Annotated in this window: 11 protein-coding genes; 7 read left to right on the top strand and 4 right to left on the bottom strand. The window is 71.4% G+C overall.

The features are described 5' to 3' along the window. The first annotated feature begins 105 nt into the window (after positions 1–105). The 3 genes from AB0H12_RS08650 to AB0H12_RS08640 all read left to right on the top strand — a co-directional run bounded on the left by AB0H12_RS08650 (position 106) and on the right by AB0H12_RS08640 (position 5,401). Entirely contained in the window at positions 106–3,084 is a 2,979-nt protein-coding gene (locus AB0H12_RS08650; RefSeq protein ID WP_499621860.1) for a UvrD-helicase domain-containing protein, read from the top strand. Positions 3,085–3,152: 68 nt separating this feature from the next. Beyond that, the gene (locus tag AB0H12_RS08645) at positions 3,153–3,572 is read left to right on the top strand and encodes a VOC family protein (protein ID WP_499621859.1); all 420 of its coding nucleotides are present in this window, start codon (positions 3,153–3,155) and stop codon (positions 3,570–3,572) included. Positions 3,573–4,084: 512 nt separating this feature from the next. Next, positions 4,085–5,401, top strand: a complete 1,317-nt coding sequence (locus AB0H12_RS08640; RefSeq protein ID WP_499621857.1) for an alpha-lytic protease prodomain-containing protein — start codon at positions 4,085–4,087, stop codon at positions 5,399–5,401. Between the two features lie 89 nt (positions 5,402–5,490). Here the strand turns inward: AB0H12_RS08640 and AB0H12_RS08635 are convergent, their stop codons facing one another. Beyond that, a complete protein-coding gene (locus AB0H12_RS08635) occupies positions 5,491–6,198 on the bottom strand; it encodes an SDR family oxidoreductase (protein ID WP_499621855.1) in 708 nt (235 codons plus the stop codon). A 58-nt stretch (positions 6,199–6,256) separates the two neighbouring features. Between AB0H12_RS08635 and AB0H12_RS08630 the strand changes: the two genes are divergently transcribed. Further along, positions 6,257–6,826 carry a TetR/AcrR family transcriptional regulator gene (locus AB0H12_RS08630; protein ID WP_499621854.1) on the top strand — a complete coding sequence of 190 codons (570 nt, stop codon included), beginning with the start codon at positions 6,257–6,259 and terminating at the stop codon, positions 6,824–6,826. Positions 6,827–6,842: 16 nt separating this feature from the next. Beyond that, a complete protein-coding gene (locus AB0H12_RS08625) occupies positions 6,843–8,786 on the top strand; it encodes a serine/threonine-protein kinase (RefSeq protein WP_499621852.1) in 1,944 nt (647 codons plus the stop codon). Here AB0H12_RS08625 and AB0H12_RS08620 read toward each other — a convergent pair. Then, the gene (locus AB0H12_RS08620; protein ID WP_499621850.1) at positions 8,737–9,855 is read right to left on the bottom strand and encodes an APC family permease; all 1,119 of its coding nucleotides are present in this window, start codon (positions 9,853–9,855) and stop codon (positions 8,737–8,739) included. The genes AB0H12_RS08625 and AB0H12_RS08620 overlap by 50 nt on opposite strands. Then, positions 9,852–10,244 carry a DUF2000 domain-containing protein gene (locus tag AB0H12_RS08615; protein ID WP_499621845.1) on the bottom strand — a complete coding sequence of 131 codons (393 nt, stop codon included), beginning with the start codon at positions 10,242–10,244 and terminating at the stop codon, positions 9,852–9,854. Before AB0H12_RS08615 ends, AB0H12_RS08620 begins: the two co-directional genes overlap by 4 nt. Positions 10,245–10,347: 103 nt before the next feature. Here AB0H12_RS08615 and AB0H12_RS08610 point away from each other — a divergent pair, with 103 nt between their 5' ends. Continuing rightward, positions 10,348–10,806, top strand: coding sequence for an Lrp/AsnC family transcriptional regulator (locus tag AB0H12_RS08610; protein ID WP_230567439.1), 459 nt, complete (start codon positions 10,348–10,350; stop codon positions 10,804–10,806). 123 nt (positions 10,807–10,929) lie between these two features. Next, positions 10,930–12,321 (top strand): hypothetical protein, encoded by a 1,392-nt coding sequence (locus tag AB0H12_RS08605; RefSeq protein WP_499621844.1) that lies wholly within the window; start codon positions 10,930–10,932, stop codon positions 12,319–12,321. On the opposite strand, the gene AB0H12_RS08600 is transcribed toward AB0H12_RS08605, so the two are convergent. Beyond that, positions 12,272–13,843: a dolichyl-phosphate-mannose--protein mannosyltransferase gene (locus AB0H12_RS08600; RefSeq protein ID WP_372470487.1), complete on the bottom strand. Its 1,572-nt coding sequence runs from the start codon at positions 13,841–13,843 to the stop codon at positions 12,272–12,274. The genes AB0H12_RS08605 and AB0H12_RS08600 overlap by 50 nt on opposite strands. Positions 13,844–13,850 lie beyond the last annotated feature (7 nt).

Here is a 13,850-nt window from a genome sequence, read left to right as displayed (position 1 = left end):
AAGTGTGGACCCCTCGGCTGTGGATTCCTTGGGAGAACCCGCGATGGGACGCCTCGACGTGACCTCGCGCGGGCTCGGTGTGGATCACTCGCTACGCTGTGGCCGGTGCGCTTTGTGGCGGATCTCCACATCCACTCCAAGTACTCCCGGGCCTGCAGCCGCGACTGCGACCTCGAACACCTGACCTGGTGGGCCCGCCGCAAGGGGATCTCGCTGGTCGGCACCGGCGACTTCACCCACCCCGCCTGGTACGACCACCTGACGTCGAGCCTGGTCGAGGCGTCACCGGGGCTGTACCGGCTGCGCGACGACCTCGACCGCGACATCGACCGCCGGCTGCCGCCGTCGTTGGCCGCGGCGCCGGTGCGGTTCATGCTCTCGGTGGAGATCTCGACCATCTACAAGCGCGGCGACCGCACCCGCAAGGTGCACCACCTCGTGTACATGCCCGACCTGTCGTCGGCCGCGCGGTTCAACGCCCGGCTGGCCAAGATCGGCAACCTCGGGTCGGACGGGCGGCCGATCCTCGGCCTCGACTCGCGCGACCTGCTGGAGATCACGCTGGAGTGCGGCGGCTACCTCGTGCCCGCGCACGTGTGGACGCCGTGGTTCGCGGTGCTCGGCTCGAAGTCCGGGTTCGACGCGATCCAGGACTGCTACGTCGACCTCGCGTCGCACGTCTTCGCGGTGGAGACCGGGCTGTCCTCCGACCCGGCGATGAACTGGCGGGTGTCGAGCCTGGACGGGTACCGGCTGGTCAGCAACTCGGACGCGCACTCGCCGCCGGCGCTGGGACGTGAGGCGACCGTGTTCGACACGGAGCTGGACTACCACTCGGTGCGGTCGGCGTTGGAGACCGGCGACGGGTTCGCCGGGTCGTTGGAGTTCTTCCCGGAGGAGGGCAAGTACCACGTCGACGGGCACCGCAAGTGCGGCGTGCGGATGGAACCCGAGGAGACGCTGGCGCACAACGGGATCTGCCCGGAGTGCGGCAAGCCGTTGACGGTCGGGGTGCTCAGCCGGGTGGCGGAGCTGGCCGACCGGCCGCACGGCTCCCGGCCCGCCGGCGCGGCCGGGTTCACCAGCCTGGTGCCGTTGCCGGAGATCATGAGCGAGATCGTCGGCACCGGGCCGAAGAGCAAGAAGGTGGTCGCGGAGGTCGACAAGCTGACGGCGGCGCTCGGGCCGGAGCTGGTGATCCTCCAGGACGTGCCGGCGGACGACATCGCCGTGCACTCGCCGTTGCTGGCCGAGGCGGTGACCCGGCTGCGGCGCGGCGAGGTGGTGCGCGACTCGGGGTACGACGGCGAGTACGGCGTGATCCGGGTGTTCGAGCCGGGGGAGCTGGAGCGGCGGCGCTCGGCGTTCGCGTTGTTCGACTACGCCCCTCCGGCTCCGTCCACTGTGGAGCGTGCGCGGCCGGTGCCCGCGCCGGTCCCCGTCGTCGGCCCCGAGCCTGTTCGGCCGGAGTCGGGTGGTTCGTCGTTGCTGGACGGTCTGGACCCCGAGCAGCGGGCGGCGGCCGAGGTGGACGGCGGACCGTTGCTGATCATCGCCGGGCCGGGGACGGGCAAGACGCGGACGTTGACGCACCGGATCGCGGACCTGGTGACGTCACGGGGCGTGCCGGCGTCGGAGTGCCTGGCGATCACGTTCACGCGGCGTGCGGCGGAGGAGATGGCGGAGCGGCTGGCCCGGCTGGCGCCCGACGCCGTCGGCGAGTTGACGATCGCGACGTTCCACTCGCTCGGGGTGCTGATCCTGCGTGAGCACGGCGCGTACTTCGGGTTGTCGGCGTCGTTCGGGGTGGCGGACCCGGATCTGCAGCTGGCGGTGGCGCTGTCCGTCGTCGCGGAGGAGAAGGCGGCACGGGCGCTGATCGCCGACGGGGACGCGCGGTACAAGAAGGCGTTGCGCGCGCAGGACCTGGTGGACTTCGACGACCTGATCTCGTTGCCGCTGTCGTTGTTGGAGGAGTCGCCCGCGCTGGTCTCCGGTTACCGGGCGCGGTGGCGGTGGGTGTCGGTGGACGAGTACCAGGACGTCGACGAGCAGCAGTACCGGCTGTTGCGGCTGCTGGCGCCGCCGGACGGCAACCTGACCGCGATCGGCGACCCGGACCAGGCGATCTACCGGTTCCGAGGTGCCGACGTCGGGTTCTTCCTGCGGTTCCGGGAGGACTTCCCCGCGGCGCGGACCGTGCAGCTGACCAGGAACTACCGGTCGTCGGCCGCGGTCGTGACGGGTGCGCTGGAGGTGATCGCGCCGTCGTCGCTGGTGCCGGGGCGAGAGCTGCGGCCGATGGTGGACCACGGCGACGCGCCGATCGGTGTGCACCACGCGTCGTCGGAGGCGGCCGAGGCGGGGTTCGTGGCGCGGACGATCGAGCAGGTGCTGGGCGGTGCGTCGTTCCACGCGTTCGACAGCGGGCGGGTGGTGGGTGACGGGACGCAAGGGCTCGGCTTCTCGGACTTCGCCGTGCTGTACCGGACGGATCGGCAGGCGCGGGCGTTGGTGGAGGCGTTGACGCAGTCCGGCCTGCCGTTCCAGAAGCGCTCGCACGACCGGTTGGCGGACCGGCCCGGGGTGGCGCGGATCGCGCAGGACCTGAAGTTCGCGGCCGGCTCCACTGTGCTGGAACGCGTGCGTGCCGTCGCGGGTGACGACCACACTGCCTATGAGCTGCTGAAACCTCTGGCGGCCGAGTGCGGGGCGGACTTCGAGCGCTTCCACACGGCGCTCGCGCTGGGGGTGGAGGTGGACACGTGGGACCCGCGGGCGGACCGGATCTCGCTGCTCACGCTGCACGCGTCGAAGGGCTTGGAGTTCCCGGTGGTGTTCGTCGTCGGGTGCGAGGACGGTCTGCTGCCGTTGCGCTGGCCGGGGTCGGTCGACGCGGAGGCGGTGGACGAGGAGCGGCGGCTGTTGTTCGTCGGGATGACCCGGGCGCAGCGACACCTGTTCCTGAGTCATGCGGCCGGCCGACCGCGCTCTCCGTTCCTGGCGGCGCTGAAGGCCTACGACCAGCTGGGCGACACCCAGCCGCGCCGGAAGCGCAAGGGCACCCAACTCAGCCTGCTGTGAACCGTGTTCGGACTTACCGGACCTCCGGGCTGCGGGGAATTGTCGGACCTGGGCGCTACCGTCGCGGCATGGCGCACACCATTGGCTTGGCCCTCGACTGCCACCACCCGAGCGAGCTGGCGGAATTCTGGAAACTGGCCCTGAACTACGAAACCGAGCCCCCGCCCGCGCCGTTCAAGACGAGGGAGGAGTGGGCGGCGCAGTTCGCCGATCCGGACGATGATCAGGAGGACGGCGCCTGGCTGCACGACCCAGCCGGCGTCGGTCCGCGACTGTTCCTGCAACAGGTGAGGGAGCCGAAGACCGAGAAGATCCGCCTGCACTTGGACGTCCGCGTGAGCTCGGCGGTGCCGGAGGCGGAGCGTTGGTCGGCGATCACGAACGCCGTGGGGCAGTTGGTCGCGGCCGGCGGCAGCGTGGTGAAGGAACATCCGGAACACCACGTGGTCATGGCCGACCCGGAGGGCAACGAGTTCTGCGTCTGCTAACCCCGTGGCACACCTTCGAGTGATCATCGCCCCAAACTGTACGGAAACACTGTTCCCGTACCTCGGTTAAAACGAAGCCGACCCCCGAACCCGCATCCAGTCGCCCTGCCATCTGGTGCGCCGACTGTCGCATGATCGCCGAACTCCAACGCCCGCCGCCTGCGCTTGCGGTTGCCGTGTCTGCGGCCGTTGATCGCGCCCATTGACGGTCGGCGGTGCGCGTTGGCGTGGGCGTTGTTCGCCTCGGGTGGCAAACGTTTGCGGGGGTGCCGGGGTGGCGGTGGGTGGGAGGTCTTCGTGCGGTGGTGAGTTGTGAGTTGTGAGTTGTGGGGTGGTGGGTGGGTGGCGGATGGGGTTGAGGTGCGGAAATGGGTGGGTGAAGATCGGGAGTGGACTGGACCATAACGTGGCGTTATGACTTGACTGGCATATCCGGTGGGCGTTTCGGCCGGCTAGCGTCGGGTTCAACGGCCCCGCATCCCGTGTCACCACCCCTGCAAGGAGACAAGCGGATGACTCGACGTAGCGTCGCCGCGGTCGCCGTGGCGGTTCTGAGCGCTGCCGGATTGGCAGCTGCGCTGGCCACCACCGCGAACGCGGGTCCACCACCGCCACAGCTCGCCGTCGACGGAGCCGTGGTCGCGGCCATGGCGCGCGACCTCCACCTCACCCCCGACCAGGCCCGCGCCCGCATCGAACGCGAAGCGGTCGCCGCACGGACCGAGAGCACGCTCAAGGCACGGCTCGGCCCGGGCTTCGCCGGCGCCTGGCTCAACGCCGACGCCACCCGACTCGTCGTCGGCGTCACGGCCGCGTCGCAGATCCAGACCGTCGAGGCCGAGGGCGCGCGGGCGACGGTGGTGCCCCGGTCGCTGGCCCAGCTCGACGCGCTGAAGGACAAGCTCGACCGGAACGCGCGGAGCGCACCCCGGTCCGTGCCCGGCTGGTACGTCGACGCCCCCACGAACACCGTGGTCGTCCTCGCCCGCGACACCGCCGCCGCGAAAGCGTTCGCGCACGCCAGCGGCCTGGCCGACGACGACGTCCGGGTCGAACCCTCCACTGAGGAACCGCGCCCGCTGATCGACGTGATCGGCGGCAACGCCTACTACATCGGCAGCGGCTCCCGCTGTTCGGTCGGGTTCGCGGTCAACGGTGGCTTCGTCACCGCCGGGCACTGCGGCCGCACGGGCGCGACCACGACCCAGCCCAGCGGCACGTTCGCCGGCTCCAGCTTCCCCGGCAACGACTACGCCTGGGTCCGCACGGCCGCCGGCAACACCGGCCGCCCCCTGGTCAACCGCTACCCCGGCACGGTGCCGGTCGCCGGTTCCACCGAGGCTCCGGTGGGCGCCTCCGTCTGCCGCTCCGGCTCCACCACGGGCTGGCGCTGCGGCACCATCCAGCAGAAGAACACCTCCGTGACCTACCCCGAAGGCACGATCACCGGCCTCACCCGCACGAACGCCTGCGCCGAACCCGGCGACTCCGGCGGCTCGTGGCTGACCGGTGACCAGGCGCAGGGCGTCACCTCCGGTGGCTCCGGGAACTGCACGTCCGGCGGGACGATCTACTTCCAGCCGGTCAACGAGATCCTCCAGGTCTACGGCCTCCAGTTGATCGTCAGCGGCGGCACGCCAACCAGCACCACCTCGCCGACCACGACGACCACCACGGACCCCGGCCAGACCACCTGGCAGCCAGGCGTCGCGTACGCGACCGGCTCCCTCGTGACGTACGACGGCGTCGGGTACAGGTGCTTGCAGGGGCACACGTCCCAACCAGGCTGGGATCCGCCGACGGTGCCCGCCTTGTGGGAGCGCGTGTGAGCTAGCGGCAAGCGCACGCGCGGGGTCCGGCTCGCACCCGGTGAGCCGGACCCCTTCCCGTCGAGGCCGCGTCAGCAGTCGAGGTCACGTCACAAGTGGGCGCCTCCTGTCGCATCGAGCCACGCTCCCGTCATCCACCGCGATTCCTCCGATGCCACGAACGACACCACGTCGGCTATGTCCTCCGCGTAACCGATCCGGCCCAACGCCGAACGCGCCGCCATCGCCGCTTCCGCCGCCGGATCCCCGCGCAGCCACGACGCGTTCGCATCGGTGTCGACCACCCCCGGCGCGACGGTGTTCACGGTGATCCCGCGCGGCCCCAGGTGCTGCGCGAGGGTCCGCGTGAACGTGTCCAACGCGCCCTTCGTCATCGAGTACGCGATGCCGACCGGCATGGCGATGCGCGTCGCCCCGGACGAGATGTTCACGATCCGCCCACCGTCCCGCAACACCGGCAGCGCGCGCTGCACCAGGAAGAACGGCGCCCGCACGTTCACCGCGAACACCGCGTCGAACGCCTCGGGCGTCACGTCCTCGATCGGCGCCGGCAACCCGATCGCCGCGTTGTTCACCAGCACGTCCAACGGCGGCAGCGCCGCCACCAGCGCGTCGAGCTCCGAGGGCAACGACGCCCGCACCGCGAACGCGCCACCACCGGCCTCCTCCACCACGGCTCGCGCCGCGTCGTCGTCCCGCGCGTAGTGCACGACCACCCGCATCCCGTCCGCCGCCAGCCGCAACGCGATCGCCCGCCCGATCCCGCGACTCGCCCCGGTCACCAATGCCGTCTTCACCAGCACCCCAATCTGTAACGACCACTACACAAAGCCGAACTGTAGCGGACGTTATAAAATGACCGCCGTGGTGGGGCGCAAACGCGGGTTCGACCGGGACGAGGTGCTGGACCAGGTCACGCGCGCCTTCTGGCGCGACGGCTACCAGGCGACCTCCGTCGCCGACCTCACCGCGACCACCGGTGTCAACCCGCCGAGCCTCTACGCCGCGTTCGGCGACAAACGCGCCCTCTTCGCCGAAGCCGTCGCGCGCTACCAGCAGACCTACGGCGCGTTCACCGCGCGAGCCCTCGAAGAGGAGCCCACCGCACGTCAGGCCGTCGAACGGATCCTGACCGAAGCCGCGGTCGAGTACACGACCCCGGACCGGCCCAAGGGCTGCCTGATCCTCAGCGCACCCGAGCTGACCGGCCCGCGCGACCAGGCGAGACGGGCGGTCGAGGCCAAGATCCGGCACGACGTCGCGACCGGCGCGCTCCCCGCGGGCACCGACGCGCGCCGCCTGGCCGTGTTCGTCGCCGCCACCGTCCGGGGCATGTCGTCGCTCGCCCGGGACGGCGCCACGCGGGCTGAACTGCACGATGTTGCCCGGACGGCGCTGTCGGTGTGGCCCGCACCCGTACCCTGAGAGGCGACGAGAAGGGGTGGTGCGGGTCGTGGAGCTGGCCGAGTCGCTGCTGGCGTGGCTGCACGGCTGGTCAGGTGTGCCCCTCTGCCCCGGCGACTGGGCCTGGACCGTCACCGCGTTCGGCGCCCTGATCGGCGTGCTGCCGACGATCGCCGCGCTGCTGTCGATCACCGTCCGCCGCGTGGTCGGCAACTCCTACGGACCGTTCACCGGCGCGATCTTCGCCGTGCTCGGCGTGGTCAGCACGCTGGTGCTGCCGTGGATGGCCTTCTCGGCCACCTACAAGCTCCTGCGCACCCGCGCGCTGCCCGGCATGGAGTCGCTGGACGCGTCGCCGTGCATGGTGATCAGCCAGTACGACTACCTGATCGTCACCGACCCGATCATCACGGCGATCACCGGCCGGTCCGGCGTGCCGGACGTCATCTTCGCCGGTGTGACGGCGCTGCTCGCCCTGCTCTGCCTGCTGTTCGTGATGCTCCAGGCGGGCTCGGCGTTCCGGCTCGGCCCGAACTGGCCGCGCCGGGTGTTCTGGCCGCCGTTCCTGGTCCTGCTGCTGTCGACGTCCGCGCTGCCGGTCACGCTGGTGGGCCACCTGCTGCTCGGGTTCTTCCCGATCGCGGTGTTGGGCTCCCTCGTCGTGCGGGTTTTCGGGTTGACTACCGCCATGCTGAACCGCCCCGGTCGCGATCGCGGGAACCCGAGCCCGCAACCCGCGGTGTCGAGAACGCCACCGCCGTCGTCCCAGCAGCCGCACCAGTCGTCCTCGCAGCCGCGGCAGTCGTCGTCGCAGCCGCGGCAGTCGTCGTCGCAGCCGCCGCGCCAGCCGCACCAGCCGCCGCCGTACAAGGTGGAGAAGCCGCCGCCCTACCAGCCCGCGCAGATCCCGCCCTACCAGCCGGTCCCGCCCTACCGGCCGACGCCGCCGGCGCGGCACTACCCGCCGACGCGGGTCGCCGACGTGCCCGTGGAGTCGCCGAGGCCGACCAAGCCGGAGCAGCCCGCGCCGTTGGCCGACACGCCCGGCCCGCTGCCGTTCGGCCCGGCCGGCGCCGGCAGCAGCGCGCCGACACCGACGCCGGACTCCGGCAAGGTGTGGAACCCGGCGGGCGGCCGGTTCCGGCGGATCCGCCAGCTCGGCCGCGGCGGGTTCGGCACGGTGTGGCTGGCGGTGGACGAGCAGTTGGCGCGCACGGTCGCGGTGAAGCTCGCGCACGCGCCCGACAACGACACCGAGCAGCGCATGCTGCGCGAAGCGCGCGCTCTGGCCGCCGTGCGGCACCCGAACTGCGTGCGCGTGTTCGACATCGTGCAGGACCCGGACGGCCTCGCGATCGTCATGGAGTACATCGACGGCCAACCGCTGTCGGACGTCGTGCGCGACAGCGGTCTGCTCGCCGACACGCTCGCCGCCCGGCTCTGGGTGAACATGGCGGACGCGCTGGCGGCCGCGCACGAGCAGGGCGTGCTGCACCGGGACGTGAAGCCGTCCAACGTCATCGTGGACACCCAGGGCACCGCGCACCTGATCGACTTCGGCATCGCCAGGTCGAAGGGCGACAGCACGCTCACCGCCACCGGGATGATGGTCGGCACGCCCGACTTCCTGGCGCCGGAGACCGCCCGCGGCGAGGCGGCCAGTCCCGCGTCGGACGCCTGGCAGCTGGCCGCGACGGTCAGCTACGCGCTCACCGGCCACCCGCCGCGCGGGTCGAGGGAGAACCCGATCTCGTCGCTGATGGCCGCCGCGCAGGGCGAGCCGTGCGTGAAGCTGCCGCAGCACAGCGCCCACGCCCGGCTGCTCACCAGCGCGCTGGACGCCGACCCGGCCAAGCGGCCGGCGCTGGGCGCGATCCGCAACGAGCTGAGCACGTGGCTCTCGCAGGCGGGGCTGAGCAAGGAAGGACCGGTCACGAGGATGATCGACCGGCCGGAACCGCCGACCCGACCCGTGCGCTGACCAGGGCCGCGACCCCGATCACCAGCGGCACGGCCAGCAGCACGCCTGAGAACGCCAGCACCAGCGCGGTGCAGCCGAGGGCGAACGCGGCCGTGCGGCTGCGCAGGAGCGTGACGGCGGCGGCCAGCCCCGCCGCCGTCACCGCCGCGAGCGTGGTCGACGCGACGCGCATCAAGGTGTCCAGCTCGACGTGCAGGCGCAGCGTCGCGGCGGTGAGCAGCGCGCACACCACCAGCAAGCCGGTCAGGCCGTGCCGCCCGCCCAGGCGTGCGCCGCCCGCCAGGTAGGTGTTGATCGCGCCGAAGGCCAGCAGCGTCGCGGCCACCGCCGTGACCAGCCGGGCGGACGGCCCGAACACGCGTTCCAGCAGGTCGGCGAGCGGGACGTCGCTCGTCGTGCCCGCCGTCGTGACCGCCAGCCCCAGGTACAGGACGGCGACGACGACGAGCGTCCACCGGGTCGCCCGGCGCGGGTCGCCGAACTCGTCGGCCAGGTTTCCCGCCGCCTCCCAGCCGGAGAACGCGAAGAACAGCACCACCGCGGCGTGCCCGACGGCGAGCCACCCGTGCGGCGCGAAGGGCTCGAAGTCGTCCCGCGACACGGTCGGCACGGTGCCCGCGACGGCCACGGCCAGCAGCACCGCCAGCAGCCCGACCAGCAGGACCTGCGCGCCCGCCGACACCCGCAGCCCGGCGTAGTTGGCGGCGAACGCCGCGGCCAGCAGCACGATCGCGATCACCGCGGGGTCGCCGCCGCCGAGCGCGTGGGCGACGTACCGGCCGCCGACCAGCGCGCCGCCGAGCACCCCGAACGGCACGCCGACCAGGTAGAACCACCACGCGACCGGCCGTGCGGCCCGTTCGCCGAACGCCGTGCGCACGAACCCGACCACGCCGCCCCGGTGCTGTTCACCCAACCGGGCGAACGACACCGCGACCGGGACGCTCAGCGCCAGCAGCGCGACCCACGCCAGGAGGGAGGCCGGCCCGGCGGCCTCGGTGGCCAGGGCGGGCAGCACCAGCACACCGGGACCGAGCACCGCGCCCACGTACATCGCGGTGAGCCTCATGCCATCAACGGGAGCTTGCGGGTCAGCCGGGTGACCTCGGCGCGCGGGCCGTAGAGGGCGACGGCGACGAACTCCGGGTCCTCGGTGCGGGCGAGGGCTTCGAGGTACTCGGGGTAGGCGCGGGAGCGGCGGGCGACCTCGGTGAAGCCGATCTTCAGCACGCCGTCGGCGCGGTGCAGGGCCTTGAGGTGGTCGGCGGACGTGGTCAGCACCGGCACGGGGTGGGTGTTGAGGCCGAGGTGGAGGGTGCCGTCGGCATCCTTGGCGTCCTCGCCGAGCAGGTCGGGCAGGCGGGCGCCGAGGGTGAGGCCGAGGACGACGGCGGCGTTCGCGGCGAGGTTGGGCGGCAGGTCGTCACGCAGGATCAACGCGAGTGTGGTGGGCAGCACGTCCGGTCCGTCCGTTCGGTGGAATGTGCTCAGACTTGTCCACCTGAACGGCCTGATCCAGTGCTGCCGAACTTCGTTCGAGAGAGTTTGCCATGATCGGGACATGGACGAACTTGATTCGGCGATCATCGCGAATCTGCAACTGGATGCGCGGCTGACCAACCGCGAGCTGGCCCGGCGGCTGGGCGTCGCGCCGTCGACCTGCCTGGAACGCGTGCGCGCGCTGCGCGAACGCGGCGTGATCAAGGGCTATCACGCGGACGTGGACCTGAGCGCGCTCAACCGCCCCGTCCAGGCCTTCGTCGCCGCCCGCCTGCGCCCGATGAGCCGTGCGGTGATCGCCAACTTCAAGGCGGCGATCGGCGCCCTGCCGGAGGTGACCGCGATGTACGTCGTGGCGGGCGACGACGACTTCCTCATCCACCTCGCCGTGCCGGACCTGGAACACCTGCACGCTTTCCTCATCGACCGCCTGAGCGAACGGCGCGAGGTGATCAGCTTCCGCAGCTCGGTGATCTACGAGAGCATCCGCAACCCCGTGCTCACCGAGCTGCCGGGTTGACGTCCGCGCGGTCGCGGTCAACTGCGGCGAACGGGTGAACGCGGTGTCCCCGGGTAACGGACTCTTCCTCCGGGCCGAACTACGCGTTGATTCGTGCGAGCGGAACAGTCAGCGAGGTGGATGGTGTCGTCCGAGGAAAGCTGGCACGCCGCCCGGTTGATTCCCACTTCGGGAATCAACGGCGCGGATGAACAAGAAAGACGGGCGACTTCCGCATTGCTGGCGGTGATGTCCGCGGTGCGCGAGTTCGGGCGGACGCTGACGCAGCCCTTGGGCGCGCCCGCCGCTGCCGTGCGGACGTTCATCGAGGTCCCGTTCGAACTCGAAGGACGCAAGGTGATCCCGGACGGGCTGATCCGCGTGGTGCGCGGTCAGCGGTCGTGGACGGCGCTCGTCGAGGTGAAGACCGGCGCCAACCAGTTGCAGGTCGAGCAGATCGAGAACTACCTCGACGTCGCCCGGGACCGGGGTTTCGACGCGGTGATCACCATCTCCAACGAGATCCCCGCGCTGCCCGGCCAACACCCGGCGGCGGTCGACCGGCGGAAGCTCAAGAAGGTCGCCCTGCACCACTGGTCGTGGACCGAAGTGCTCTGCGAGGCCGTGGTGCAGAAGGAGCACCGGGGCGTCGCGGACACCGATCAGGCGTGGATCCTCGGGGAGCTGATCCGGTACCTGGAACACCCGCGATCAGGTGCGATGGCGTTCGAGGACATGGGGCCCGCGTGGGTGCCGCTGCGCGAGGCCGTCCAGGCCGGGACGCTGCGGGCGACCGACAAGACCGCACCCGAGGTCGCCCTGCGCTTCGACGCCCTCGTGCGGTTCGCGTGCCTCCGACTCGGGCGGAGGCTCGGTGCGGAGGTGACCCCGGCGCTGACCCGCAAGGAGCTGGCCGAGCCGCAGACGCGGGTGGCGAAGCAAGTCGGTCAGCTCGTCGCCGAGGGCAGGTTGACCGCCGGTGTCCACATCCCCGGCACGGTGGGCGTGCTCCAGGTGACCGCCGACCTGCGGGCCGGCAGGGTCTCGTGCCACGTCGACCTGGACGGGCCGCGGGAAGGGCGCCCGACCACCCGGGTCAACTGGTTGGTCCGGCAGTTGAAGGACGCCCCGGACACCGTCCGGCTCGAGGCATTCGCATTGCACGGCCGCGGCGCGGGTGCGTCGGAACTGCTGCGCACCGTGAGAAGCAACCCGATGGCGTTGGTGGCGGACCCGGCGAAGGACATCCGCGGATTCCGGGTCGCCAATTCGGTGCCTCTGGGCAGCAAGCGCGGTACCGGCCGGAATTCGTTCATAGATTCCGTGCTCGCCGCCGTCACGAGTTTCTACGAAGACGTCGTGCAGAACCTGAAGCCGTGGGCTACCGCACCGCCGCGGATCCGGCCGGAGGAAGCGTTCGCACCGCCTGTCGACGTTCCTCCGGCACTCGTGTCCACCGCGCCGTCCTCGCAGGACGGCCCCGAGATCAGTTCCAGGACGGCAGCCACTTCTGGGCGTCCCACACCTCCGGGGTGATCGGGATGCCGTTGAGGATCGGCCACAGCCACACGAAGTTGGCCACGACCAGGCCCACGTACAGCGACACCGCGAGCAGGCCGGTGCCGCGGCGTTCCTTGCCGTCGGTCCGCCTGCCCAGGACCTCGCCCAGCGCCAGCGCGATGCCCAGCACCAGGAACGGCGCCATCGGCATCGCGTAGAAGTAGTACATCTGCCGGTCGACGTTGAGGAACCACGGCAGGAAGCCCGCGCCGTACCCGACCAGCACCGCCGCGTACCGCCAGTCCAGCTTGGCGATCGACTGCCACATCGCCCACGCCAGCATCGGGAACGCCAGCCACCACAGGGCGGGCGTCCCGATCAGCATGATCGCGCCGACGCAGCTCGGCCCGCCGCAGCCCTGCACCGAGCCCTCGAAGTAGTAGAGCATCGGCCGCAGGCCCATCGGCCACGTCCACGGCTTCGACTCCCACGGGTGCTGGTTCGTCTCCGACGTCACCAGCTTGGTGTGGAACTCCAGCACGTTGCCGCTGTAGTACCAGAGCGCCCGCAGCGGCGCCGGGATCCAGCCGTCCTCGGGGATCTTCGTGCCCGCGATGTGCCGGTCGATGGCCGTCTCCGACGCGAACCACGCCCACCACGTGGCCAGGTACGCCAGCAGCGGGATCACCAGCAGCGCGAACAGCGACGGCAGCAGGTCCTTCGCGAACGCGCCGACCCACGGTCGCGCCACCCCCGCCGAACGACGCGCCAGCGCGCTCCAGAACACCGACAGCACGCCGAAGAACGCGATGTACCACAGGCCGGACCACTTCACGCCGCACGCCAGGCCGAGCGCGACCCCGCCCGCGAACCGCCACCAGCGGAAACCCAGCCACGGGCCGAACGGCGAGTTCGTCACCCAGCCCTCGCGCACCGCCTCGGCCAGCCGCGAGCGCACCTGGTCCCGGTCCACCACCAGGCAGGCGAACGCCACCACCACGAAGAACGTCAGGAACGCGTCCAGCATCCCCATCCGCGACTGCACGTGGCTCATGCCGTCCGCGATCAGCAGCACGCCCGCGATCGCCGCGATCAGGTCCGACCGCGTCATCCGCCGGGCGATCCGCACCACCAGCAGGATCGTCAACGTGCCCACGGCGGCCGACGCGAACCGCCAGCCGACGCCGTCGTAGCCGAACAGCCACTCGCCGATCGCGATGAGCTGCTTGCCCAGCGGCGGGTGCACGATCAGCTCGTAGCCGGGGTTGTCCTCGTACCCGCCGTTGCGCAGCACCTGCGCGCCCTGCGGCACGTAGTGCTTCTCGTCGAAGACCGGGGTGCCCTTGTCGGTCGGGAACCCGAGGTTCCAGAACCGCACCACACCGCCGATCAACGCCACGGTCAGCGTGACGAGCCAGCCCCTGAGGGCGTCGCTCATCGCGCCGGGTTCGAGCTGGCGGGCCCGCTGTTCGCGGTCGTTGCCCGGTGGCGGGCTCGTCGGCGGCGCCCCGCCGGCGTCGACCACGTCGTCTGCGGACTGCGGTGCGATCAGGCTCACGCGCACG

It is taken from the genome of Actinosynnema sp. NPDC023794 (genome assembly GCF_040639675.1).
In the GTDB taxonomy this organism is placed as follows: domain Bacteria; phylum Actinomycetota; class Actinomycetes; order Mycobacteriales; family Pseudonocardiaceae; genus Actinosynnema; species Actinosynnema luteola.
This window is presented reverse-complemented; position numbering and strand designations above follow the sequence as displayed.

Coding starts and splice junctions, on each gene's coding strand:
- AB0H12_RS08645 (WP_499621859.1), top strand. CDS start 3,153: ATGGCGCACACCATTGGCTTGGCCCTCGACTGCCACCACCCGAGCGAG.
- AB0H12_RS08640 (WP_499621857.1), top strand. CDS start 4,085: ATGACTCGACGTAGCGTCGCCGCGGTCGCCGTGGCGGTTCTGAGCGCT.
- AB0H12_RS08630 (WP_499621854.1), top strand. CDS start 6,257: ATGACCGCCGTGGTGGGGCGCAAACGCGGGTTCGACCGGGACGAGGTG.
- AB0H12_RS08620 (WP_499621850.1), bottom strand. CDS start 9,855: ATGAGGCTCACCGCGATGTACGTGGGCGCGGTGCTCGGTCCCGGTGTG.
- AB0H12_RS08610 (WP_230567439.1), top strand. CDS start 10,348: ATGGACGAACTTGATTCGGCGATCATCGCGAATCTGCAACTGGATGCG.